25 protein-coding genes are annotated in these 24,576 nt (G+C 60.4%); 17 read left to right on the forward strand and 8 right to left on the reverse strand.

Annotated elements, in window-relative coordinates:
• The first annotated feature begins 143 nt into the window (after nucleotides 1-143).
• From nanR to ligD, 14 genes are all read left to right on the forward strand, one after another.
• On the forward strand, nucleotides 144-851 hold the full coding sequence (gene nanR, locus NKI37_RS21535) for a transcriptional regulator NanR (protein ID WP_023823228.1): 708 nt from the start codon (nucleotides 144-146) through the stop codon (nucleotides 849-851).
• Nucleotides 851-1,156 (forward strand): putative quinol monooxygenase, encoded by a 306-nt coding sequence (locus NKI37_RS21540; protein ID WP_023823227.1) that lies wholly within the window; start codon nucleotides 851-853, stop codon nucleotides 1,154-1,156. Before nanR ends, NKI37_RS21540 begins: the two co-directional genes overlap by 1 nt.
• 47 nt (nucleotides 1,157-1,203) lie before the next feature.
• On the forward strand, nucleotides 1,204-1,980 hold the full coding sequence (locus NKI37_RS21545) for an HpcH/HpaI aldolase family protein (RefSeq protein ID WP_023726880.1): 777 nt from the start codon (nucleotides 1,204-1,206) through the stop codon (nucleotides 1,978-1,980).
• Between the two features lie 14 nt (nucleotides 1,981-1,994).
• The gene (locus tag NKI37_RS21550; protein WP_023823226.1) at nucleotides 1,995-3,047 is read left to right on the forward strand and encodes an NAD(P)-dependent oxidoreductase; all 1,053 of its coding nucleotides are present in this window, start codon (nucleotides 1,995-1,997) and stop codon (nucleotides 3,045-3,047) included.
• A gap of 120 nt (nucleotides 3,048-3,167) precedes the next feature.
• A complete protein-coding gene (locus tag NKI37_RS21555) occupies nucleotides 3,168-4,823 on the forward strand; it encodes an extracellular solute-binding protein (RefSeq protein WP_352787917.1) in 1,656 nt (551 codons plus the stop codon).
• A gap of 85 nt (nucleotides 4,824-4,908) precedes the next feature.
• Entirely contained in the window at nucleotides 4,909-5,850 is a 942-nt protein-coding gene (locus NKI37_RS21560; protein ID WP_352787914.1) for a carbohydrate ABC transporter permease, read from the forward strand.
• Complete coding sequence (locus tag NKI37_RS21565; RefSeq protein WP_023827582.1) at nucleotides 5,850-6,698, forward strand: carbohydrate ABC transporter permease; 849 nt, start codon at nucleotides 5,850-5,852, stop codon at nucleotides 6,696-6,698. Before NKI37_RS21560 ends, NKI37_RS21565 begins: the two co-directional genes overlap by 1 nt.
• A gap of 12 nt (nucleotides 6,699-6,710) precedes the next feature.
• Entirely contained in the window at nucleotides 6,711-7,805 is a 1,095-nt protein-coding gene (locus tag NKI37_RS21570) for an ABC transporter ATP-binding protein (RefSeq protein ID WP_023823224.1), read from the forward strand.
• A complete protein-coding gene (locus tag NKI37_RS21575) occupies nucleotides 7,802-9,775 on the forward strand; it encodes a D-apionate lactonase family protein (RefSeq protein ID WP_023823223.1) in 1,974 nt (657 codons plus the stop codon). The genes NKI37_RS21570 and NKI37_RS21575 overlap by 4 nt, the downstream gene beginning before the upstream one ends.
• 41 nt (nucleotides 9,776-9,816) lie before the next feature.
• Entirely contained in the window at nucleotides 9,817-10,224 is a 408-nt protein-coding gene (locus NKI37_RS31975) for a DUF6894 family protein (protein WP_460221869.1), read from the forward strand.
• Nucleotides 10,217-10,642, forward strand: a complete 426-nt coding sequence (locus tag NKI37_RS21580) for a YidB family protein (protein WP_352787910.1) — start codon at nucleotides 10,217-10,219, stop codon at nucleotides 10,640-10,642. Before NKI37_RS31975 ends, NKI37_RS21580 begins: the two co-directional genes overlap by 8 nt.
• 125 nt (nucleotides 10,643-10,767) lie before the next feature.
• A complete protein-coding gene (locus NKI37_RS21585; protein WP_352787907.1) occupies nucleotides 10,768-11,079 on the forward strand; it encodes a DUF4112 domain-containing protein in 312 nt (103 codons plus the stop codon).
• The gene (locus NKI37_RS21590) at nucleotides 11,060-11,107 is read left to right on the forward strand and encodes a hypothetical protein (protein WP_352788047.1); all 48 of its coding nucleotides are present in this window, start codon (nucleotides 11,060-11,062) and stop codon (nucleotides 11,105-11,107) included. Before NKI37_RS21585 ends, NKI37_RS21590 begins: the two co-directional genes overlap by 20 nt.
• Nucleotides 11,108-11,203: 96 nt before the next feature.
• Complete coding sequence (gene ligD, locus NKI37_RS21595) at nucleotides 11,204-12,973, forward strand: DNA ligase D (protein ID WP_352787904.1); 1,770 nt, start codon at nucleotides 11,204-11,206, stop codon at nucleotides 12,971-12,973.
• 81 nt (nucleotides 12,974-13,054) lie between these two features.
• Here the strand turns inward: ligD and NKI37_RS21600 are convergent, their stop codons facing one another.
• The 5 genes from NKI37_RS21600 to NKI37_RS21620 all read right to left on the reverse strand — a co-directional run bounded on the left by NKI37_RS21600 (nucleotide 13,055) and on the right by NKI37_RS21620 (nucleotide 17,695).
• Nucleotides 13,055-13,177, reverse strand: coding sequence for a DUF3606 domain-containing protein (locus NKI37_RS21600; protein ID WP_348529184.1), 123 nt, complete (start codon nucleotides 13,175-13,177; stop codon nucleotides 13,055-13,057).
• Between the two features lie 577 nt (nucleotides 13,178-13,754).
• The gene (locus NKI37_RS21605; protein ID WP_031199112.1) at nucleotides 13,755-14,792 is read right to left on the reverse strand and encodes a sensor histidine kinase; all 1,038 of its coding nucleotides are present in this window, start codon (nucleotides 14,790-14,792) and stop codon (nucleotides 13,755-13,757) included.
• A complete protein-coding gene (locus NKI37_RS21610; RefSeq protein WP_023823219.1) occupies nucleotides 14,792-16,279 on the reverse strand; it encodes an ATPase domain-containing protein in 1,488 nt (495 codons plus the stop codon). The genes NKI37_RS21605 and NKI37_RS21610 overlap by 1 nt, the downstream gene beginning before the upstream one ends.
• A gap of 174 nt (nucleotides 16,280-16,453) precedes the next feature.
• Entirely contained in the window at nucleotides 16,454-16,657 is a 204-nt protein-coding gene (locus tag NKI37_RS21615) for a CsbD family protein (RefSeq protein WP_023669466.1), read from the reverse strand.
• 273 nt (nucleotides 16,658-16,930) lie between these two features.
• Entirely contained in the window at nucleotides 16,931-17,695 is a 765-nt protein-coding gene (locus NKI37_RS21620) for a CGNR zinc finger domain-containing protein (protein ID WP_155923172.1), read from the reverse strand.
• On the opposite strand from NKI37_RS21620, the gene NKI37_RS21625 reads away from it, so the two are divergent.
• Entirely contained in the window at nucleotides 17,682-18,653 is a 972-nt protein-coding gene (locus NKI37_RS21625; RefSeq protein ID WP_352787899.1) for a DMT family transporter, read from the forward strand. The two genes, NKI37_RS21620 and NKI37_RS21625, sit on opposite strands and share 14 nt — an antisense overlap.
• A gap of 276 nt (nucleotides 18,654-18,929) precedes the next feature.
• Here the strand turns inward: NKI37_RS21625 and NKI37_RS21630 are convergent, their stop codons facing one another.
• Nucleotides 18,930-19,190 carry a hypothetical protein gene (locus NKI37_RS21630; RefSeq protein ID WP_245260004.1) on the reverse strand — a complete coding sequence of 87 codons (261 nt, stop codon included), beginning with the start codon at nucleotides 19,188-19,190 and terminating at the stop codon, nucleotides 18,930-18,932.
• Nucleotides 19,191-19,543: 353 nt separating this feature from the next.
• Between NKI37_RS21630 and NKI37_RS21635 the strand changes: the two genes are divergently transcribed.
• Nucleotides 19,544-19,984 carry a hypothetical protein gene (locus NKI37_RS21635; protein ID WP_155923170.1) on the forward strand — a complete coding sequence of 147 codons (441 nt, stop codon included), beginning with the start codon at nucleotides 19,544-19,546 and terminating at the stop codon, nucleotides 19,982-19,984.
• Between the two features lie 235 nt (nucleotides 19,985-20,219).
• Here NKI37_RS21635 and NKI37_RS21640 read toward each other — a convergent pair whose 3' ends face one another.
• Both NKI37_RS21640 and NKI37_RS21645 read right to left on the reverse strand, forming a co-directional pair.
• Nucleotides 20,220-21,110, reverse strand: a complete 891-nt coding sequence (locus NKI37_RS21640; protein WP_023669471.1) for an adenylate/guanylate cyclase domain-containing protein — start codon at nucleotides 21,108-21,110, stop codon at nucleotides 20,220-20,222.
• A gap of 416 nt (nucleotides 21,111-21,526) precedes the next feature.
• Nucleotides 21,527-22,555, reverse strand: coding sequence for a LacI family DNA-binding transcriptional regulator (locus tag NKI37_RS21645; protein WP_023669472.1), 1,029 nt, complete (start codon nucleotides 22,553-22,555; stop codon nucleotides 21,527-21,529).
• 355 nt (nucleotides 22,556-22,910) lie between these two features.
• Between NKI37_RS21645 and NKI37_RS21650 the strand changes: the two genes are divergently transcribed.
• Nucleotides 22,911-24,524, forward strand: a complete 1,614-nt coding sequence (locus NKI37_RS21650; protein ID WP_023700495.1) for an extracellular solute-binding protein — start codon at nucleotides 22,911-22,913, stop codon at nucleotides 24,522-24,524.
• The last annotated feature ends 52 nt before the right edge of the window (nucleotides 24,525-24,576 follow it).

The following is a 24,576-nucleotide window of genomic DNA, read 5'->3' on the forward strand; positions in this document are numbered from 1 at the left end:
TATCCTTGGTGAAGACGTTGAAGGCGTGTGCAAAGGACGCCTCGGCGGAGTGATTAAACGGCTCGGCTACCGGATGCTTAGACATCGTTGACAAGGGTGCTATGGGATCATAACGTACCTGATTGGTATAACAGGTATGCCACATGATCGGAGTTCTGATCAAGCAGCGGAAGCTTTCGGACGAGGTGGCAGCGCACCTCGAACGGATGATCCGAGAGGGAGAGTTGGCCGAAGCCGACCGTCTCCCATCTGAACGGGAACTCATGCGGCAGTTCGGGGTAGGGCGGCCTTCCATCCGTGAGGCGCTGCTGCATCTGAGCAAAATGGGCCTTGTCGAGGTAAAATCGGGGGAGCGTGCCCGCGTCACTCGACCCACTCCTCAATTCGTGATTGACGCCCTTTCAGGGCCGGCTCGGCACATGATTTCGGCACCGGGAGGGGTTCACGACTTCCAGAGCGCGCGCTTGTTTTTCGAGGTCGGTCTTGCCCGCAACGCCGCTGTGCATGCTACCCCGGAAGACATTGAGAGCCTCAAGGAGGCGCTCGAACTCAACCGGCAGTCGATCGGCGATCTGGCGCGCTTCGAGCGCACGGACGTAGACTTCCATTACGTGCTGGCGGTAATCACCCGCAATCGGATCTTTACAGCTATTCACGCGGCCTTGGCTGAATGGTTGCTCGAACAGCGTCGCACCACATTGGCCAATGGTGAAGACCGCAAGGCTTACCAGGCTCATCGCGAAATCTTCGAGGCCGTCGCCGCGCGCGATCCAGACGCGTCAGAGACAGCCATGCGCAGCCATCTCGAATATGTGGCCAAGCGGTATCTGCAACTTGCGAGGCCCAAGTGATGACCGGATTTGTCGTCTGGGTCGATTTCCGCCTGAGGCCTGGTGCCCGGGACAGATTCCGAGAACTTGTCGACGCCAATGCGACCGCCTCGATGCGCACCGAGGCCGGCTGTCGCCGCTTTGACGTGACGGAGGCGCGCGGCGAACTGGATCGGGTCCTGCTCTATGAGATTTACGATAGCGAGGCCGCATTCGAGGACCACTGCCGCACCGCTCATTTCGACGAATTCAATTCGCAGACCGCGCCGCTCGTCGTGACCAAGTTGGTGACGACCTGCGACCTCGTTCTTGAAGCCACGCATTGAAGCGAACATAGGCGGATTGGCCCATTGGGGCGAACGGGAGGAAGTGCATGTCGGAGCCAAGTCTCAGGGCGTTAGCTTCTCACAGGCGGGTCAAGCTCGGTACGCTCGTCGCCGAGTTCGCCACGCCGGGAATCGGTCACATCCTGAAGTCCGCTGGCTGCGATTTCGTCTTTTTCGACATGGAGCATTCGGGATTTAGCTTGGAAACGCTGAAGAGTGCGATCCGTTATTTCGAGGCGGCCGATCTGCCGGTCATGGTGCGTGTGCCGTCGCAGGACTACCATTTCCTCGCCCGCGCCATGGACATGGGCGCCGAAGGCCTGATCGCGCCGATGGTGAGCAGCGTCGAACAGGCGCAGCACATCATCAACTCCATGAAATACCACCCTGCCGGCGCCCGCGGCGTGGCGCTGCAGATCGCTCATGACCGTTACCGTCCGGGCTCGGTCGCTGACAAATTCGAGGCCGCCAACAAGCGCTCGACGTTCATCTGCCTGATCGAGACCGCCGACGGCGTCAAGAACATTGACGGCATCGCGGGACTGGACGGGGTCGATTGTCTGTGGGTCGGACATTTCGATCTGTCCGTCTCGCTCGGCATTCCTGGCGACTTCGCCCACCCCACTTTCACTGCTGCAATGGCCAAAATCGTTGCCGCCGCCAAGAAGCACAACAAATCGCTTGGACGCTTGGTGCCCAACGTTGCCCAGGGACACGAGTTCTACGCACAGGGCTTCGATTTCATTTGTTATTCAGGCGACGTTTGGGTCCTGCACGACGCGATCGCCGACGCGGTTTCCAAGATCCGGGCCGGGTGCCAATAGGAGCGGAGGAGACGATGGACAGCGTGAAATTCAGGGTGGCGCTTTCCGGTGATTTCCGCAGGCCGGACGGCTCGCCGACCTACCCAGATTTCGATCTGGAGCCGCTGCGCAATGCGACAGGTGTCGAGATGGTGTTCCTGGAGTCAAACAGTCCGCTTCGCGGCGACCAACTTGAGAATTTCGATGCGCTGATCCTCCTCGCCCATCGTTTCGATGCCACGAGTGTCCCCAGGAGCGGCCGCCTGGCCGTCGTTGCCCGCTTCGGGGTCGGCTACGACACTGTCGACGTTGAGGCATGCACCGCAGCCGGTATTGCCTTGGTCATCACGCCCGATGGCGTGCGACGGCCCGTCGCCGTATCCGTCATCACCTTCATGCTGGCACTGACCGGCAAGCTGCTGACAAAGGACGCGCTCACCCGCAAAGGGTCTGTTGGTTTTGAGATGCGCTCCGAACATATGGGGGTCGGCCTCGTCGGGCGTACGCTTGGGTCGCTGGGCATCGGCAACATCGGTGCCGAGGTCTTCCGCTTGGCGAAGCCCTTTGACATGCAATTCATTGCCCATGACCCGTTTGCCGACAAGGGGGTCGCTGCCGACCTGGGCGTCGAGCTGGTCGGGCTGGAGGATCTGTTTCGCCGCGCCGACGTGCTGTCGGTGAGTTGCCCCCTGTCGCCCCAGACCCACCACATCGTCAATGCCGAGCGGATCGCCCTGATGAAGCCGACAGCTTACCTGATCAACACCGCGCGCGGCCCGATCGTCGACCAGAAAGCGCTGACGCAAGCACTGCAGGAGCGCCGCATCGCCGGCGCCGGTCTCGACGTGCTGGAACAAGAGCCTCCCGACGCAGACGATGCGATCCTCAAACTCGACAATGTCATCCTGGCGCCGCACGCGCTTTGCTGGACAGACCAGTGCTTTGCCGGCAACGGTGCCGCCGACGTCAAAGCGGTAATGGAGGTGCAGCGTGGCCGCGAGCCGCGCGGCGTGGTCAATCGCGAGGTGCTTTCGAGCGAGCTGTGGAAGACCAGGCTGTCTGGGCTCGCCGCCCGCTTTGGAACCTAGGAGGAGACTGATTTTCGGCGCGCCGCCGCGGCCTCTTTGCGGCGACCTTACGGGAGGAAATGCTTGACCGCTGCGCCGGCGGACGAGTGAAGCAAAAGGAAAATGGGAGGACCAAGCACTATGAACGATCGTGAAAAACGTGACTTTCAGGCAGGCCTCGAAGCTGAGGTCGACGCCTTCATGCTCGGCGAAACCACCCGCCGAACTTTCATCACCCGCTTCGGTCAGATGACCGGCATGTTGGCCGTGTCCGGCCCGCTGCTGGGGATAATGACCGATTGGGCGCTGGCGCAGCAAACATTGGAATTGGCGGACGCCACGTCGCCGCTCGGCCAGGCGCAGGCCGCAGCCCTGAAAGCATCGAAGGAAGGGCCTGCGGACGGTTCCGCCTTTCGCGCGGCGGAGGCGGCCAAGGCGCATACGGGCGTCACCCTCAACATGACCTACGAGGCTGGCCTGCAGGCACTCGACCCGCGCAATTTCAGTGGGCCGATGTGGGAGCAGCTTACCGGGATGAAGTCGAATGTCGTCGAGCTGTCGAACCCGGACCAGTACTCCAAGGCGGTCGCCGAGCACATCGCCGGCTCGGGTGCCTATGACGTCCTCGACATCTCGCCGGCCTGGACGCCGTCGCTTGCCGATGGCGGCGTCATCGCCCCTCTAGACGACTACATCGCCAAATACATGAACCCGGCAGACCTCGAGGACTATCATCCCCTGTACAAGGCGCTGCCGACCTACAAGGGTAAGATCTGGGGGTTCTTCGACGACGGCGACATGTTCGCTCTCTACTACCGCAAGGACATTTTCGAGGACCCTAAAATGGTGGAGGCTTACCAGGCGAAGTTCAACGCCAAGCTTGGACCGCCCAAGACATGGGAAGAATATGCCCAGATCGCCCAGTTCATCACCGACCAGATGGCGCCAAAGGTCTATGGCGCGGGACATTTCCGCAAGGCGGGCAGCCCCGGCAATCAGTTCGACTTTCTGCAGCAGTACCGGGCCAACGGCGGAAAACTCTTCGGCGACGACATGAAGGCAGGTTTGGTTTCGGATGCCGGCGTCAAGACGCTGACAAACATGCTGGCCGCAAACAAGGCCTCGATCCCCGGCAACAACGAGCTCGACGCCGTCTCCTTGTGGGCGGCTTTCCTGACCGGCAAAGTCGCGATGATCTATTCCTGGCCTCCTAGCGGCCGTATGGCGGCGAACTATTCGCAGTCGGCCACGGCAATCAACTTCATTCCGCAGTCTCAGATCGCCGGCAAGGTCGGCTATGCCGTGGTTCCGGGAAATCCGGAACATGCCACCGGCTACAACAAGGCACTGTCGGCCGACTCGCCCAACCCCGAGGCGGCGTATCTGTTCATGCAATGGGTATGCTCGCCACCCGTCTCGCTGGCACGTTGCATGCTGCCCTACGCGCTACGCGACCCGTACCGCATCTCGCACTTCAAGTCCGAGCTCTACGGCGCGCTCTTCCCGAGTGCCAAGGAGTACCTTGCCAACCTCAACAACTCGGCAAATGTCGGTCTGCTCGACCCGATCATGCCAGGCGCGCAGGACTACTTCTTGAGCATCGATCGCATGTGCACGGCGGTGTGGGCTGGTGCGGATCCGAAGGCGTCGCTTGAAACGGCGGCCGCCGAGTGGAACGAGACGACCGAACGACTGGGTGTGGATTCGCAGAAGGGCTTCTACACCGAGTTCTTGAAACTGCCTGGCGCCACCGCCGACAACACGGTGGAAAAACTTGGCATGGCGGTCACCCTCTGAAGGGAGGGCGGACTCTCTGGAGCAATTGGTGTTGCGGGCGCTTGGCTCGCAACACCTCCCCGCTAAGCGGCGATAGGATACGCCTATGCAGCCCACAGCCACGATCCGTCATTTGAAGGCCGCCGGCGCACCGCCCCGGCTGTCTGCCTTTGCCCAATGGGCAGACCGTCATTTCAAGTGGCTGCTGGTCGCCCCCGCTGTGCTGCTGATATTGGCACTGTCGATCTATCCGCCTCTGTTCTCGCTGGTGGTATCCTTCATCAACTACGACTTCCAGGTGCCGGGCCACGCCTTTGTCGGATTGAAGAACTTCGAGCGGGTCGTGTTCGATCCCGTAGCACGTTGGTCGCTGTTGCTGACAGCATCGCTGTCGGGCATCAGCGTCGCTATAGAATTCGTTCTCGGCCTCCTGGTGGCGCTGACAATGGTGCGCAGCTTTCCGGGCCGCGGTGTGATCATGTCGATCCTGATCGTGCCGCTGTTCATCAGCCCGGTCATCGTCGGCCAAGCCTGGACGCTGCTCCTACAGCGGCCTTTTGGACCGACCAACTATGTCCTGACGCAACTGTTGGGGCAGGAAGTTACGATCGGCTGGATGACGGAGCGCCCGTGGCTCTACGTCTCGCTGATCATCGCCGATGTCTGGCAGTGGACGCCGTTCATGTTCGTCATCCTGCTCGCCGGGCTGACCGCAATCCCACCCAATCTCTATGAGGCGGCAGAACTCGACGGCGTCAACGCCTGGCAGGTTTTTTGGGCGATCACGCTCCCGCATCTCGGGTCGATGATGCTGCTGGCGCTGACCTTCCGTCTGCTCGACGCAATCCGTATGTTCGACACCATTTTCATCATGACAGGGGGTGGCCCGGGAACACAAACCTACACGGCCTCCTATTATCTTTATACCATCGGCTTCACGCAGTTTCATCTGTCGCAGGCAACAGCAGGAAGTTGGCTGTTCCTGATCTTTACGGCGCTCATCGTGACGTTGCTGGTGCGTCGGCTCTTGAAGGTAGAACCGGTCTGATGGCCGCCGTCGCGCCCGCCCGCCGCAGGAAACGCCGGTCGTTGCCGATCGGCCGAATTCTGCTGCTGGGGTTCTTCCTGGTGTTCGTGCTGTGGCCGCTCTACTGGATGTTCAACACCTCCATCAAGCCCAGCGACGACTACCTCACCGTACCGCCTGTCTGGTTCCCCGCCGCTCCGACGCTTGTCCACTACAAAGCTGCGCTGTTCGCCTATCGTGGTCTCGACGGGCTCATCAACAGCCTGATTATTTCGCTTTCGGCCACGGTGCTTTCGGCGCTGCTCGGCACGCTGATGGCCTATAGCCTGGCGCGCTACGACACCGGCGGCAAGCATCTGTCTTTCTGGGTGCTGTCGCAGCGCTTTTTGCCGCCGATCGGGATCGTGCTGCCGGTGTTCCTGATCTATCGCCAGGTCGGGCTCTACGACACTCATGTCGGCCTGATCATCGCCTATACGGTCTTCACGCTGCCGGTGTCCGTTTGGATGATGTTTGCTTATTTCCGCGGCATGCCCAAGTCGATGGAGGAGGCGGCCCTCGTCGATGGCTGCACGAGATGGGAGGCGTTCTGGCGCGTTGCCGTGCCGCTCGCAGCACCGGGCATCGTCGCGGCGGCTGTCTTCGCCTTCATTGCATGCTGGACGGAGTTCTTCTTCGCTCTGATCTTGACCAGCCGAACTGCCTTTACACTGCCAACGGTCTTCCGCGCCTTCATCGGCTTCCAGGGCGCGCAATATGGCGAAGCCGCGGCCCTTGCCATCGTCTCCCTTGTGCCATCGATCGCCCTTGGGGTCCTTGCTCAACGTCATCTGGTGCGCGGGCTGACGCTCGGCGCCGTTCGCGGTTAGGAAAGCTCCCGCATGGCCGAAGTCAAAATTACCGGCTTGCACAAGCGCTACGGCGCGTTCCATGCCGTGCGCGGCATCGACCTGGACATTCGCGACGGCCAGTTCACCGTTCTGGTTGGACCGTCCGGCTGCGGCAAGTCCACGCTGCTCCGGACCATCGCCGGCCTGGAGGAGATATCGGAAGGCACGATCGAGATCGGCGGCGAGGTGGTCAATGATTTCCGGCCGCGCGATCGCGACGTGGCAATGGTGTTTCAAGATTATGCGCTCTATCCGCATATGAGCGTGGCCAAGAACATTGGCTTCGGCCTCAAGGCTCGCAAGATGCCGAAGCCAGAGGTCGAGGTGCGCGTGGCCGAGGCGGCACGCATGCTTGGCATCACTCCCTTGCTGGGGCGTTTTCCGCGCCAATTATCCGGCGGCCAGCGCCAGCGCGTCGCCATCGGCCGCGCCATAGTCCGCAACCCCCGCATCTTTTTGTTCGACGAGCCGCTGTCCAACCTCGACGCACAGCTTCGCGACGAAATGCGCGGCGAAATCAAACGCCTTCACCAGGACATTGCGACAACGATGATCTACGTCACCCATGACCAGATCGAAGCGATGACGTTGGCTGACCGCATCGTGCTGATGCGCGACGGGTTGATAGAGCAGCAGGGCGCGCCACTCGAGTTGTTCGAGCACCCGGCCTCCACGTTCGTCGCTGGGTTCCTGGGTTCGCCGCGGATGAGCTTCCTGCCAGGCACCCTTGCCTTGGACGCAGGCGCCGCTGCCATCCGGCTCGCGGATGCACTGCTGCCCTTAGCGCCCGGCAGGGGGCTGAAGGGCGTCGCGGACGGACAGCAGGTGCTGCTCGGGTTGAGGCCAGAACACCTCACTCGTGCGCACACTCCCATGCCGGAGCAGGGCACGTTTCGCTATGAGGCAACGATCGACCTGCTGCAGCCGACCGGCTCGCGCAGTTACGCGACATTCCGACTGGCCGGCGCGCCGGTGATGGCTGAGCTGCAGGCGCACGATGTCAGCCGTCCGGGCGAGAAGCTTGCGATCGACATCAACATGAACCGGGCCTCGATCTTCGACGCCACGACGGAGCGGGCAATTTGACCTCGACAGCTTCCCTGGCAGTCCGCTTGTGTGGCACCGAACAGCTCGAGGCACCGCTGCGCACACTGCGCGCCGGATCCTTGTCGGTCGCGTTCGACAATGGGGCGTTGCGTTACATCCACGTCGGGACGATCGAGATCTTGCGCGGAATCTCGTTTCTTGTACGGGACGAAAACTGGGGAACATGTACCACCGTTCTCGATGATCTCCGGATCGACGAGAGGCCGGATGCGTTCGCCATTGAATACCGTGCAACATGTGCCGCAACATCCGGCCGCCTGATTTACCGGGCGCGCGTCTCAGGCCGTGGCGATGGTGCGCTGTCGTTTGTGGCGGAGGCAGAGCCCGAGACTGACGTTTTGACGAATCGGACCGGCTTCGTCGTCCTTCATCCGATCGAGGGCTTAGCCGGCAAGCCGATAAAGGTGCTGCATGAGGATGGTCACGACGAGCTATCGTTCTTTCCGGACCACATCGATCCAAAATGTCCGTTCACCGACATCCGGGCTTTGTCGCACGAAATCGCGCCTGGGATCTGGGCGACATGCACCATGGAGGGTGATGCCTTTGAGATGGAGGACCAACGCAATTGGTCTGACGCCTCCTATAAAACATATGTCCGCCCTCTGCGTCGCCCGTGGCCTTACAGACTGCCCAAGGGCCAGAAATTCACGCAGGCCGTCCGGCTTCACGTGTCAGGAACGCTCCCTGCCGGGACGTCTGAAAATCGCAATCCACTCATCAACCTGACGATCGGCGGACCGGTCGGCCGAGTGCCCCGCACTGGCGTCGGCGTCGCCGCCGACGAGGCAAAGCACGCGCTCGAAACCCCCGAGCTCCTACCACGAATGGCTCCGCAGTGGATGGTCTGCCAGGTCGATCTCCGGATCGCACACGGCCAGGACGAACTAGAAAGCTACGCCGCGCTCGCACGGCTGACCGGCGCTGGCGTGGTCCTCGAGATTATCACCAAGGGCACGCGCGATCCATTCGGCGAATTGGCGCCGGTCGCGGATGCTGTCCACTCACTCGGCCTCAAACTAGAAGCTGTCTCCGTCTTTCCGGCGCAGGACATGATATCCGTACAGCCGGGAGCACCGTGGCCGACTATGCCCAGCTTCCACGAAAGCTACTCCGCCGCTCGCCGGGCTTTCCCGGGCATCGCGCTGGGCGGCGGCATGGCCGCTTACTTCACCGAACTCAACCGCAAGCGTCCGCCAGCCGAAGCGCTCGACTACGTGACCTTCACCACCTGTCCAAGCGTGCACGCCGCAGATGATGTCTCGGTGATGGAGACACTTCAGGCAATCCCCCATCTAATCCGCTCCGCGCATGCTTTCATGGGGGAACGCTTGCCACTGCGTATCGGTCCCATCCAGCTCGGCTGCCGTGAGAACCCATACGGAAAATCCACTGCGCCGAATGAAGCGAACGCTCGCGTCTGTCTATCGCGCATTGATCCTCGTCAGCGCGGGCTGTTCAATGCGGCTTGGACTGTCGGATATTTCGCGGCCTGCGCTCGCGAAGGAATCGAGGCCGTCGCGTTCGGTGACTTCGCCGGCCCCTTTGGCCAAATCCATAGGAAGGCTGATTTCATGCAGCCATGGTATGACCAGCAGGATGGCCCAACGGTCTATCCCGCTTTCCATGTCTTGGCTGGTCTCTCAAAGATCGGCGGAGCCACCTTGCTGTCCGTAGGAACTTCCGGCTGTGACGGCGTCGTGACGATCGCGGCTGAAAAAGATCGCCGCGTGACCCTGTGGGTCGCTAACCTTACCGCCAAGACGCAATCTGTGCGGCTTTCGGATTCGCCGAGCAGCGCCCGCATTGCTCTTCTCGGCGCCGAGCAGTTCGAGCGGGCGGCAACCGATCCCGACTTCATGGAAAGTTCCGCAAGACCGCTGGATGATCAAAGCATCTCGCTTGGCGCCTACGCCGTCGCGCGAGTCGACCTCGATCGATCATCTTAGGCCTAGCCGATGTTCGCTGTTTGGCCAAACCCCCGTCAAGGATGAGGGTGGTAGTTCCATACTCTAAGGCAGCGCGCGGGATCCATCTCGCTTATACGTTCTACTATCGCGACGGCGACCAGGCTCGCCAGGTTCCGCCTGCCGAGACGCCAAGTTTTGAGGCCGCTCGCGCCGAAGCGATCCGTTGCGTAATTGGCCTGTTGGCTGATCTGGGCGATGACGATATGACCGGATGGTTAGTGCGCATGCGCGATCAGGCAGGCAACGAGCTTTGCACGATCAACGTTCTGCGAGGCCGAAGCCGCACCGCAAACGGAAACAAGCCGGTTAGGCAGCACCGCTCACGTCTGTGTCGATACGCCAGCCCTTATTCAATTAGATCGTCGGCGGTCGGAACTTTTGTGATGTTGAGCCCTTGTCCATTGAACAGTGGAGGTACCAATGGCTAACCTGGGAAAATTGGCGATCGCGATGCTCGGCGTCTTGGCATACCAAAATCGCGACAAGATCGGCGACATGATCCGTGGAGCGGGTGATCGCAACCCAAATGATCCGCAAGGCGGGATCCTGGATCAGCTTTCAAAAGGCGTTTCGGGGACCGCGCTTGGCGATATTCTCGACCGGTTCAGAGGGGCAGGCGCCGGATCGAAGGTCGATTCGTGGGTAGGCACCGGGCCGAACGAGCCGATCCAGCCGAGCGATGTGGAAGCAGCCATAGACGAAGACACCCTGACTTCCCTCTCGATGCAGACCGGCCTTTCGCGCGAGGAGCTCATAAGCCGGATCACGCGAGATTTGCCTGAGGCCGTCAGCAAAATGACGCCTGCTGGTGAATTGCCCGTTGAGGCGCCGAAAAAGCTCCGGTGAGACGACCTTGCTCGACGACGTGCCATCGCACAGGACGCAAGCGAATTCAGGCGGTCAAAGCGATATCTAAGGTGACGGCTATCCATCAGGGAGAGATACTAAATCGTACTGGCGCGCGAGTTGGCATGATCGGGCAGGGCGGTCACGATGGTGATACAGCAAACGTACTTGCCGAGTTGGATCTATTGGCCGCGCTACTCGATTCCCGCTGGCGCATTCCAGGCACATCAATTCGTTTTGGACTGGATGCGCTCGTAGGTCTGGTCCCCGTACTCGGAGATGCGGCGACGGGCATTGTCTCGGCCTACATCGTCTTGCGAGCTCGAAACGTCGGTGCCGGAAATGGCTTGGTCGCCCGCATGCTAGGCAACGTGCTGCTGGATACGCTCGTAGGAAAGTGTTCCAATTCTCGGCTCGATCTTCGACGTCTATTTTAAGGCGAACAATCGCAACGTCACTCTGTGAGGCGGATAACCAATCGTCGCGATGCAATTCTTCTAAAAGGCTCGGAACCGACAGGGGCGCTGGGGCTTGAGTCGCGATTCCTGGAGTCGCGAGTATATGACCAGTGCCATTGACCGGCTTTCGTTCATCGAGTTCCAATCGCCCACACTGGTCGAGAAAGCTCCCGAAGGCGGAGATTGGCTTCACGAGATCAAATATGACGGCTACAGGACGCAGCTGGTCGTTGAAGGCGGAAAGGCGCGAGCATTCACGCGTCGCGGCTACGATTGGTCCCACCGTTACAAGGGGATTGTTCAGGCCGCGGCAAGCCTGCCGGTCAAATCCGCTATCATCGATGGTGAAGCTGTCGTCCTGGGCGACACCGGCCTGCCGGACTATCAAGCCCTGGAACGGGAACTGGGCAACCCAAGTTCGCTACGGATGACTCTCTACGCTTTCGACCTCCTGTACCTCGATGGCCGTGATCTACGGGAACAACCGTTAGTGAAGCGCAAGGCTGCGCTGAAGAAGCTGCTGACCGAAACCGAGCCAACCCTGACTTATGCCGAGCATCTGGAGGTGAACGGCAAGGATATGTTCGACCATGCCTGCCGGATGGGCATAGAGGGAATCGTATCGAAGCGAGCGGATGCTCACTACCGCTCGGGCGTCCAGACCAGTTGGGTCAAGGTCAAATGTGTCAAGAGCGACACTTTTCCAATCGTGGCTTTCGTCGAGAAACTTGGCGCGCAGCCGCGCCGCATCGCATCGTTGTACATCGGCAGGCGAGAGGGCGACCGGCTGCTTTATGCCGGGAAGGCCCAGACCGGCTATACGCTGGACGCAGCCCGGCGCGTTAGGGAGCGGCTTGATCCGCTCGTAGTCGCCAAGTCACCGCTGTCGGAGCCGATCAAAAAGCCCAAGGCGACATGGGTCAAACCAGACGTTCTCGCCGAGGTGCAATTCAGTGGCGTGTCGGACCGGGGCATCTTGCGTGAGGCGGTCTTCAAGGGACTCCGCGAGGACCTTCAGGCAATCCCGCCCAAGCCTCCATCGCCGTCCAAGCGGAGGTCGGAAGGCCAACACGGCGTCCCGCGCGAGAACATTCTCCAGCTGCTACCCGATGCGGTTGCACCTTCCAAGGAAGAGCTGGCAGACTATTGGCGGCGGGTCGCTGATCAAGCTCTAGTTCATCTGGTTCGGCGACCGCTGAAGCTGGTCCGCCACGCCTCCGGCGCAACCTTCTATCACAAGGGACCGCTACCTCGGATACCGGCGTCCGTGCACCAACTCCGCGTTCAAAAGCGCGAAGGCGGCGAAGGCATTCGGGTATGGATAGATGACATGGATGGTCTGGTTGGCTTGGTCGAGATGGATGCCGTTGAGCTTCATCCTTGGAACGCGACGATTGACGACATCGAACATGCGGACCGGCTCGTCCTCGACCTTGATCCCGGAGAAGGCGTCCGATGGGACGCTGTGATCGAGGCCACGCTGGCGCTACGGGGCATCTTGGAAGCGGCAGGCTTGGAGAGCTGGCCAAAGGTCACTGGCGGCAAAGGCATCCACTTGATGGCACCGCTCGTTGCGAAGATGACCCATGACAGCGCCCGGAAACTGGCCAAGTCGCTCGCCCACCGTCTGGTTGATACCGATCCTGACCGATACCTGTTGTCAGCTGACCCCGCCGCCCGAGGAGGCCGGATCTTTCTCGACTATCTCCGCAACGGACGGGGCAATACCGCAATAGGCGCTTTTTCCCCGCGAGCGCGGCCCGGCTTTCCAATTGCCCACCCGGTCACATGGAAGCAAGTCGAGGCGGGCATCCGGCCAGACGTTTTCACGCTCGCGCAGCCTTTCAGACCCGCTCGCCGAAAAGCCGCGTAGTGCGTCGCGACCATCAGCCGGTATCAGCGAGTTTCCTTGCCTCGCGTCCGAGCCTCTTCCGGTCGTTGCCGTGTTCTCTGATTAGCTCGCGCGTTCTGGCGTGATACGATGCTGTTTGGCGAAATAGCCAACCTCATAATCTTCATCGACTGATACACGGTTGCGATCTCGAAAATCACGCTTGCTCTTATCGTCTGCCATCATCTTTCCTCCTGATCAGAGAAACAACGACCGACGTTGTATGTTCCCGGCGCCTCACTTCGGCCGCCAGAGGCGCGGGCTGTCCGACCGTACTAGGGCCGCAGCCATTGCGAAGGTGATCTGGCGAAAGTTGGTTGGCCAAAGGCAAGGGTGATTTCGTTTGCTGTTCGGGATAGCTGACCGTCGATCGAGCCTGTCTGCGGGCCTCTTGGTTTTTTACGACGCCAGTCGGAACCCAGACGGGTCGCAGATGATTCAGATGCGCATCCGGGCTATCAACGAGGATCGTGAGCAAAATGGCGGGGGGTGACCACGAAGGCGACAAAACTGCGCTCCGGGAGCCCAAGGTTTCGTCTAGGACGCATGACCCGGGTCACAGCGCCGCGGCACGAGTTCGACTTCATCACCAAGGTCGGCCGCATAGACCACGCCGGAGCTCTCGCAATGTTGCAGAGGCATATGGGAGATATAGAGGCGGTCTTTTTCGGAACTGATGTTTTGGCTAAAGCGCTAGACCAGCCTGCCGAGTGACGCTCAGTTAATCCCTATCGCGGCGCCCAGCCAGCCTTTCCGTTGCCGCTCAGTAAGCCGGCACAAGGCGCGTGTTTCGCAACGGCAAGGCCATGGTGAACTGCAAGCCGTCACGATGGTAGTTCAATTCGATCTTGGCGTTGCATTGCACGGTCACGACTTTTTCCAGAAGTGTCGTGCCAAACCCCCGGCGACTGGGCTGCTCGACTTTCGGCCCATCTCGTTCCCGCCAGTCAAGATTGACGATCTGTGTATCGCCGGACCCGCCTAACGACCAGCGGACATCAAGGCGGCCTCCCGTTTGCGAAAGCGCGCCAAACTTCGACGAATTGGAGGCCAGTTCGTGGAAAGCCATCCCGACAGGGACCGCAATGTCGGCGACTAGCGCTACGTTCGGGCCTTCCAGAACGATACGCGGCCTGTCGCGCGTCTCATAGTGGTCAAGCTCGCTTTCGAGCAGCTTGTGCAGGGAGGCAGTCTGCCAATAATCGTCGGTAAGCATCGAATGGGTCTGGGCCAGGGAAACGAGCCTGGCTGAAAAATCGCGTACGAAATCATCGACGTTGCCGCTCGACTTGGCCGTCGCGCCCATCATGGCGCGAACGTTGGCCAGCGTGTTCTTGACGCGGTGATGCAGCTCGCGGATGAGCAATTTCTGCCGATCGGCGACCTCCCGCTTCTGTTCGATGTAGGACTGGACCTCACGCTGGCGGGCGCGGGCACGCAAGGCGGAGCGCACCGAGTTGGCGAGGCTCGAAGCCAGAAATGGCCGTTCAAGCACGATCAGATAGCGGTCCAGAAATGCCATCCGCGTGTCGACTTCGTTCCCCCGCATCGTCAGAAGCACGATCGGAAAATCCGACCATGCGGGTTGGGCTTCAAGCCAGGCCGCAAACTGCGTTCGATCGGAACTGAGCAGGGCCTCCTCGGCCACGACAAGGCACTGAGCCTCGTCGAGAAGCGGCACTGCCTCTTCCAAGCTGCCGCACACACGCGAGGCAATCTGGTTTGTAGCCAGGATGGAGGCCGCGATCCTCGCGTCACGGCCAAGCGGCGCCAGCACGAGAACGGCGGGGCTGGACGACATCACAGCGCCTTATTCCTCAGAAGGTCTGTCGGCTTGCCTTCAAATTCCGGAGATCCCATCAGGATGCCGCGGAATTGTTCCAGTGGCTCACCTACGGCCACGCCGTTACCGCCGATTTTAAACTCACGAATCGTCTCTTCGTGGGGGCCGACACGTTTCTTGACAACGGAAATCGCGCGTCTCAACTGACCTGCGTTCTCGAAGAAGCGCAGAAGCATGATGGAATCGCAGAGATAGGTCATGTCGACCGGCGCTGCCGTTTGCCCAAACAGCCCGTGATTGGCCAACAGCAGGATCGTCGCCACTGCCTTCTGATTGAGATAGGTGAGGATCTCGTGCATCTGAAGCACCAGATGTTGTTCTTCGGACATGGCATTGAGATAGCCAGTTAGGCTGTCGATCACGACGATCCGCACATTGGATTCTTCGACGGCCGCTTGGATGCGCGAAGACAATTCGCCTGGTGAAAGCTCAGCCGGATTGACAGATTCAAGCATCAGCGTGCCGTCCTCGGCAAACGGCTCCAGGTCCATGCCGAGCCCGGCGGCGCGCGCCAAGAAGATGCGCTTTGTCTCGTCAAACAACAGCACCAGCACACGCTCGCCACGCTCGAGTGCGGCATAGCAATAGGTGCAGGCAATGGTAGACTTGCCAACGCCAGACGGCCCCATCAGCATCGTGCTGGTACCACGGGCCAGCCCGCCGCCAAGCAGGGTGTCGATCCGGTTGTTGCTCATGGCCGGCGTATCATGCTCGGCCACCTCATGCTCGGCTGCAACGAGCCGCGGATAGGCGATAACGCCGCCTGGGCGAATGACGAAATCGTGAAAGCCGCCCCGGATCTGCACGCCGCGCATTTTGATCACGCGTAGCCGCCGACGCTCTCCACCATAGACGGGCGACAGCTGCTCCATCCGAATGACGCCGTGACTGATCGAATGCAAATTGAGGTCATCCTGCTCAGCGGTCAGGTCGTCGAGCATAAGCACCGTCACATTGTTGAGCATGAAGAAGCTCTTCAATGCCAACACCTGGCGCCGATACCGCAATGACCCTTGCGATAAAAGTCGAATTTCAGAGAGCGAATCGAACACCACGCGATCGGGTCTGACGCGTCCGATCTCGGCCATGGCAGACTGCACGGTTTCGCCGAGTTCCAATTCCGAGGAATGGATCAATGTCTGTAGCTGCGCAGGATCGAAACTGAGCTCCGGCGGCACAAGTTCAAGAATTTGCACCCCCTTCAGATCCCAGCCGTGACGGCCAGCAACCGAGAGCAGTTCGCGCTTGCTTTCTGACAAAGTGATGTAAAGGCATGTCTCGCCATTCTTGGCGCCCTCGATCAAAAACTGGAGGCCAAGAGTGGTTTTTCCAGAACCTGGTTTCCCTTCGATGAGATGGGAGCGGTTCCTGGCGTAGCCGCCACGAAGAATGTAGTCGAGGCCGCTAACTCCAGTTGTGATCGCCGAGGCGTCGTCTCTGTCCAACTAATCCCCCAATGTAATTTCGAGAACCAGATAACGACGGGCACCTTTCGCGGTTCCACGTCTCTCGGTGAGCGCCCTTGTCGTGAGACTCACGAAAAGGCGACAAGAAACGCGGCAAAAAAGGGCGCCGTACCTCTCGGAGCCCTTTTTCAAGTTCAGTTTGGAACCGGCGACCTACCAGCCTTGCCGGCCATACCAGTCATCGATGTCGCGCCGAGCGCGGTCCTTCTCAATGCCGTAGCGCTCCTGAATCTTGCCTTCCAACTGATCGCGGTTACCGGCAATACGGTCCAGATCATCGTCTGTGAGTTTGCCCCACTGTTCCTTGACCTTGCCCTTTACCTGCTTCCAATTGCCTTCGACACGGTTCCAGTCCATGGCACCTATCCTTGTTTGTTTCGGACTGAGAAAAACGCCGTAACGCTACCGGAGTTCCCGTCAAGTTTGAGCAGATCGACCGATCGAAGCGTGGCGAGGTAGGCGGCCCCGAAGCAACCCGCTCTGGAACGCGATGATGGCTTGCCGCGCCGGCTGTGTTCTCCACACTCTTGGCCACAGTCGCTCGCGAGACCAGCTTCGTTGGACAAACAGCGACAGGGATAGCGTGAAGCCAACTATGCTGCGTTGGTCATCCAAGCCTGGCGTCAGATACTAATTCTTGCTGTCGGGAGCCATGTTCCCTGCGGCTTTTGCCCTGAAGCGCCTTACCCGGCTGCGTGTGCCGCAGCTCTCATCCGAGCACCACCGTCTGCGCCCGCCACGCGAGGTGTCGATGAAAAGCCAACCGCAGTTCGGCCCGGTGCACTCGCGCACGCGGCGGCGGTCATTCCTGGACACCAAAAACTCGGCTGTCTCAAAGGCCACGCGGTGGCCGATCGTGTTCAGGCTGGCTGCGTCGGTCCACTGCCAAGCGAGGCGGTCGCCGGACGGGAAAAGCGAGCGCTTCGGCAGGGCTAGGGCGACTGCATCGCGCACGATTTGCAAGGCATCGTCCGGCACCCGGGCGCCTGCCGCCTCGGCCTGGAGAGCCGCGTAAACGGCCTCGCGCAAAATCTTGGCCTTTTCCAATGCCGCCTCCGCAAGGAGCGGGCGGGCGGAAGCCTCCGCGAGCAGTGCTCGCGCCTCATCGACGTCGATCAAATCGGCACGTCCAGCCCAGACGACCAGGTCGGCATAGGTCTGCAAGACGTCTGGCCCCCACACATCGCGTCGCGCGTCCACCGTGTTGACGAAGTCCAGGCAGGGGTGACCGCCAACCATGCGCATGTCGACGATAGTCTTCGCACCATCCATCCCGGAAACATCGGTTGGCGGAACCGTATTGGCAAGAGGCCGTTGTAACGAAATAAACGTCTTTTGGCCGTTACGACGAACCAACAACGCCCAGCGAAGGCTGCTTCCGATGAACCGCAACACAGCGACATTTCTGGTTTTATGTGTGATCTGGGGCACCACGTGGATCGGTATCAAGGCAGGGATCGCCACCGTGCCGCCTCTGATGTTCGCAGGCACGCGTTTTACAGTAGCCGGCTTGCTGATCCTCAGCGCGACGCGCCTAAGGGGCGCTGCTCTACCACGGGTGGCGAAAAGGAGTTGGCCGCGTCTTTTCGTTGTTACGTTGTTCATGATTCCGCTTTGCTATGGCCCACTCTTTTGGGGCATGCTCTACGTCGATACGGGCACCGCGGCTGTTCTTGAGCTTTCGCTGACCCCCGTCACGCTGCTTGGGTTTGCGTTGCTTCTGGGGGACGAACGCTATGACGGCCGCAGGCTCTTTGCGATTTTGCTCGGTGCGGCCGGTCTGTGCGTCCTGTTCGGGCCCGAAGCCTATGCTGGTTGGACACACGCAGACCAGCAGGGCAGGGGGCTCCGGCTGCTGGCGATGACAGCGGTGGCGTCGGCAGCTTTAATCTATGCATGGGGTTCGGTGCTCGCGCGGCCGCTTCTTGAGGTATATTCATCGGACTTCATCGCCGGCTTCACCACCCTTTTCGGGGGCGCATTCCTAATTCTCATCTCACTCGTTGTGGAGCCAGGCGCGGCCGCGGCTCTAAAAGGCAATTGGGGCTGGCCGGCCTGGGTCGGGTGGCTGTTCCTCGTGCTGTTTGGTTCGTTCATAGGCTACACTCTATTTATCCGGCTCCTGCACGAAATCGGCGCCTCGCGCGCCGGAGCATTTGCCTTCGTCTCACCCGTCATTGCCGTCGTGCTTGGCATCATCACCTACGGCGAGGAGGTTAGCCTGATCGACATCATCGGCATGGCTATCATGCTCTTCGCAGCGTTTCTTGCGCTACGCGAGCGCAAACAGGAAACATCATCCGCTTCCCCGCCGTTGATTCCACGCTCCGCGCGGGCTGATGGCAGAATATGAAAGACGGCGCGCGCATCCAGCCGCCAATCAGCCTTGAGACGGAAAAGCACAAGGTTCGCGTCTATGCGAAAAGAGGGCTGTCCCGGCAGCGTATCCCGCCTACCACCGGCGGCGAGGAAAGCTCCAGCTCATATGACAACACTAGTCGGCGAGGGATTTTGCCGAGTTGCTGTCAAGATTGCAGGCGGGATTTGATGGAAAAATCGCGAGGCTGCAATCAGTGACCTATTCGTTCCGATGGCAATGCAGGCTATCCGCCAACACGTCGACAAGCTGTCAGCCGCATCGCTTCAGTTCCGCCACCTGAACGCCGAGACGGAATGCCTGACCATCGGCATAAGAACGTGCATAGCTTTCTGCTTCGAACGGAAACGTCAGGGTGCTGCCGTAGGCGGTGATGCGGACCGTCCACTTCTTGTCGCGAACGAGTTCGACCGAATTGTCGGGCGACGTCATGATTTCCTCCGGCACCAGCAAGGCGAAGGCACGGATAACGTCGCAAAGGTCGTTTGAATGCAAACAATCCGACACGCTCATGTCGCTTGTTCTATACGCCCAGACTTTCTCTCGATTAGAGCAGCGCCCGGCTGCAATGTCGGTGGCGTTAAGTCCCCTAGCTGCCAAGACCTTTCCCATTGGGTCGGTCCCCTTGCGGCCTCACGCAGCGACCTTTCTGAACCCAATCGCCGAGATCGTCAGCCCGCAGTGTCTTCGAGAGAATAGCCGGCAAGCCGCAGGGTGCGAATGGCAACTCTGCGACGACTGCTTCAACAACTTTCGCGACTGGCTCATGTGAACGTCGACCACCTGGGCGCTCACACTGGCTTTCTGCGAGCAGCCAGCTGCGATGAATTCATCACGGCTGATCACCTTTCAGGATTGTCGAGCATGTGGCGCAGCAACTTGAACTCGATCGGCCCAAGAGGAATCTCCCCGGTGCTGCAAACACGGTGGCATCGAGCTCCATCTCGACGTCGCGATATGTCAGTGGTCTGCGCTTCTGCGCCAATTTCGTGACGGTAGCCCAATCGCGAGCCTTCGCAGGTGGTCGAGGAGCTATTGCGGCGCAATGGTCTGATGAAGCGTTCGTCGACCCCGGGCTGCAACAGCCTGTGCTGACCTTCAGCACCTGGGGATATCAAGGCGACACAGGGCAGGGAATTGGTCCGGGCCATCCCGCTTCAGCCGGCCGCTCCCGTCGCCAGCTCATTGTCTGGCCGACAGTCCAGCACAATTCCCACGCACCGCCTTTTCGCGGCAAGACCTATCGCGTCACCGATCGAGCGGGCCAGCTTGCTGCCGAAGCCATCCACCTGCAGAATGTCGCCTAGGAGCAGGTAGAACTCCGCATCCTGCGAGGGAGATGCACCGGCCGCCGGCTCCGTCGAACTCAGCGAGGGAAACGGAAGTCAGCTCTTCGCAGCCCAACTTCGAGAGCAGACGTTCCTGGATTGGCCTTGGCACATTTATGAACGGTCGATTCCAATGGCTGTCAAAGAATACAGCGCGACATTGAGGGCGCCAGCGAACCAGCTCGAAACCGGTCGAGCTAGTAGCCGGGCCGGGTCAATCCGAGACAATTTCGTAGTGAAGAAGCTGGGCTTCGTCGAGTGCCGACTTCACTCCAGGCGAGATGACGCCGCAGCCGAAGAGGATAATATCTTCACGGCGTACGAATACTTCATGGCCCAGTCCCATGGACACAAATGTGCCCGAAGAGCTTCGTTCGAGAAGCCGAGCTCTGCCATTCAATATGGTGAAGGCGGCGTGGCGCCTCGATACCCAGGGCCGCTCGACGATGATATCGCATTCCGCCGATCTGCCGACTGTCACGGATTCGCCGTTTCGACAGGATCGCAGCTGATCTCTGTAGCGGATGACCAGATGAATCTGCCGCGGCAGGACCGAGCGTCTATCTGTAGTGGCGCCATGGCTGGTGATCTGCGTACCGGGGCCCCCATCGTCGCTCCACAGGGTATAGACATCGAAGAACTCTTGCTTCCCCTTCAAGGCCATTTTGTCGAGGAGCCGCAGGCCCTTGCGGCTTCTCGGGGAAAGGGCTTCGCAGAAGCTCTGGCTGATCAGCACCTCTCCGGGGTTCGCCGTGGTGGACAACCTTGCGGTGACATTGACAACGTCACCGAATATCGCGCCCCGCGCGCGAATGACCGCCCCGAAATGCAATCCGATACGGGCGCTTAACGGACCTTTAGTCAGTTGGTGGCTGATTTGGCAGACGGCCGTCAGCGCCATTTCCGGGCTCTCGAAGAGGCTGAGTATGTCATCGCCCTTCGAGTAAATGAAATCACCACCGTGTTTGGCGACGATCTCGCGCATCGTGTCCAGGCAATCCGAGACCTGCTGTAGAGCGGCATCGTCTCCGATCCGCTCATAGAGTGGCGTGCTGCCCACGACATCAGCTAAGAGGACTGCGGCAAGAAGCGTTTCCTGGTCCATCGATCTCGTGTCCGACCCAAAAAGTCAGCGTGCGTGTATAACACACGAGGTTGCCTGCGACATATCTGCTCGTGCGCCTGGGGCCGGGGCGATGCTTCAGGTGATCGTGGCGGACGGACGGGCGTATGCCATTCGTCGGCTTCGTGCCGACATCCAGAACCCTCTTCGCCCCAATCGTTCGCGACTTCGGTGCTATGAGTGGACTTGGTCTTTTTAGGTTCGGAAAGGCTGACCGAGTTGCAACGGGCGACGGCCTTCTCATGCACCATCAACCACGACCCGATCTCGGCCCTCCGACTTCGCACGGAATAGTGCCAGATCGGCGGCTTTGACGAGATCATTCGGGCTCTCGTTCGTATTTGGGACCGGTGGCGACGCCAACGCTGTGCTTTGCGATACGATCACGGATCCATTGATCAGATTTCAGGTATATTCTCTTTGAAGATCACCTGAAGTCGTGGTTGATGCGGTTCATAGTTCAGGTGCCTGACAGAGTGGCTTAAAATGTTGAGCGCTTCCCGCGCCTCGACGCGCGGATTTTGATCTATGACCGCATCGAGCGTCCCATCCAACAAAAGTTCCTTGGTGCCGTCTGTCACCTCGTGGCCGAGAAAGAGAATGTCTTTGGCGCGTCCACGCTCCTTGAGCGCCCGAGCGATGCCGGTGTTGCCGGCGCCGACATTGTAGATCGCGGCAAGATCGGGGTGCCGGTCCAGAAGCGCTGATGCTTCCGAATAAGCCTTCTCTCGGTCATCCAGCATTTCGCGCATCTCGACGATCTTGAGGTTGGGCGACTCCTCGGTCAAGATGTGCCGGAATCCCATCTCGCGTTCCTCATGGCCGCGGTAGGACAGCGAACCGGCGAACAGCGCCACCTTGCTTGGGCGTTCGGATCCCATGAAGCGGTTGAGCAGATAGCCGGCCAGCCGCCCCGCGGCGCGGTTGTCGATGCCGATATAGGCCACTCTCGGAACATGCAGGATGTCGGAGGCGATGGTCACCACCTTGACGTCATTGGCTGACAGCGAGCGGATCGCCTCGCGCACCGTTGGATGATCGAGCGCGATCACGCCGACGCCTTGTGTCTGTCCACGCAATTCTTGCAGCAGGCGGGCGAGCCGGTCGGGGTTGAAGCCCTCTATGGTGGCGATGTGGACGTCAAGATCGGGGCGCGCTAGGGCCTGCGCCTCGATGTGTCGATGCAGCATCTTGATGAAGGAATTGGTGCCGGCCGGCAGGGCGAAGTCGAGACGGATGACCTCTCCAGGTGAGGGCCTGGGCGGCGCTCCGTTCGGGCCTTCCGCGATGTAGCCGAGGCGCTGCGCCATTTCGAGCACGATCTCACGCGTGCGCGCCCGCACACCGGGCCTGTTGTTCAGCACGCGGTCGACGGTGGCGGCGGAAACGCCGGCTTCCCGGGCTATGTCAGTCAAGGTGGAACGCACCGTCTTCATCTCCTCAATGCATCAGATCGCACAATGCCGCTAGCCCGTCCGACGGCCACAGCTGCCAGCCATCAGCGATTCTGATGGGAAATGATGTATCGAGCCTTAGCCGATGCGCAAGGAGGTTGGGCTAAATCGCGTCGCCCGGCGTGATAGTCGCGTGCCAGAAAGGCAGATTTCCCATCAAATCGAGGCATTGAGCCCGTGTGTCGACCTTTGCATGACGTATTTTCTCCGCGGTTGCGGTGTTACGATGTATTTTGAGTATTTATGATGTTGACAGCCTTCCGGTGCTGCCGTCAATATCCCTCAACGGGCTCGTGGAGGAAACATCGGCCCTGAGGGAGGAATTCCAATGTCTGATTTGATCCGCATATCGCGACGCGGCTTGCTGGCGTCCGGAGGGAAGGCGGCGGCGTTCGTGGCTGCGGCCGGTATCGCACCGCAATTCATCCGTCCCGGCCGTGCCGTTGCGGCCGACGCGCTGGCGCCAGGCATGGTAGGCGGTCCCACCGGTTTCGAGGGCGCCGAGCGCTATCAATATGGCGCCGACACGCCGGAAGCCCGTGCCGTTGAGGCGGCCAAGGCCTTGAAGGGAGCTGGCAAGGCACCGGCCAAGATCGTGCTTGGCCTGTCGGATGGCTCGATTGGCCAACTCACACAGCCTTTCCCTGCGGGTGCGCCGTCGATCAAGGAGCTGTGGGAAAAGGAAACCGGCATCCAGATCGAGATCGTCGGCCTGCCGAACGGCCAGGAATTCACCAAGACGATGCAGGACATCTCCACCAAGGGTGGGGCCTATGACATCTACTCGACGGAATGGAACCGCCTCGGCGACCTTGCCGAGACCGGCGGCATCGCCAAGCTCGACGACTTCGTCGCCCAGTACAAGCCCGAATGGGACGATCCCAAGACCGGCTATGTCGACGGCGCCAAGGGCGTGTCGCTGCTCAACAAATATCGCGGGTCCAACTATGGCGTGTCGCTGGACGGCGACTTCCAGACCTGGGTCTACCGCACCGACCTGTTCGGCGACGCTGCCGAGCAGAAGGCGTTCAAGGACAAATTCGGCTACGATCTGGCGCCGCCGAAGACCTGGAAGCAGCACAGTGACATCGCGGGCTTCTTCCAGCGGCCCGACAAGGGCCTGTTCGGCTCCACCGACCTGCGCAACCAGGGCTGGGGCTACACCAACTGGTATCAGCGCTATGTCTCGATGGCATCGCCCAACCAGTTCCTGTTCGGCGACGACGGCAAGCCGCTGATCAATTCCGAGCACGGCATTGCCGCCACCAACGAATATGTCGGCTCGCTGGTTCATCACTCGCCGGACGCGATCTCCTGGGGCTGGCCGGAGCAGTATGGAAATTTCGCCAAGGGCGGCGCGGCGATGACCTGCGCCTTCTCGAACCTGCCGAAATTCCTCGACAATGCCGGCAACAAGGATTCTGCCGTCACCGGCAAGATCGGCTCGATGCTGCCGCCCGGCCGCGAAGTCGACGGCAAGCTGATCAGCCGTTCCGTGCTGTGGTTCTCGCTGACCGGCATGGTCTCGTCGCAGTCGAAAAACCAGGAGGTCGCCTACCTTTTGCTGCAGTGGCTGGGCTCCGCCCGCATCTATGCCTGGATGAGCGCCAATCCGGGCGGCTATCTCGATCCGTTCCGGCTCTCGGATTTCTCCGATCCGCTGGTGCGCCAGACCTACCACGCCTACCACATCGACGTGGTGCGCGAGACCGTCGCCCGCACGGTGCCGACGATCAACTATCCCGGCGCCACCGCCTTCCACAACGCATTGGACGAAAATCTGATGGCGTCGCTGACCAAGGCCAAGACAGCGGAACAGGCGATGGCCGACACGGAAGCGGAGTGGAAGAAGATCGCCCGCCGCATCGGCGAGGACAAATTGCTCGAAGCCATCAGGACGAACAAGGAGGCCTGGCCGACGGTTCTCGACCCGATCAGCTGATCCGTCTCCCTGGATCAGCGCTGGAGGGGAGGAGCATCTGTTCCTCCCCGCC

It is taken from the genome of Mesorhizobium sp. M0626, assembly GCF_040320665.1.
In the GTDB taxonomy this organism is placed as follows: Bacteria; Pseudomonadota; Alphaproteobacteria; order Rhizobiales; family Rhizobiaceae; genus Mesorhizobium.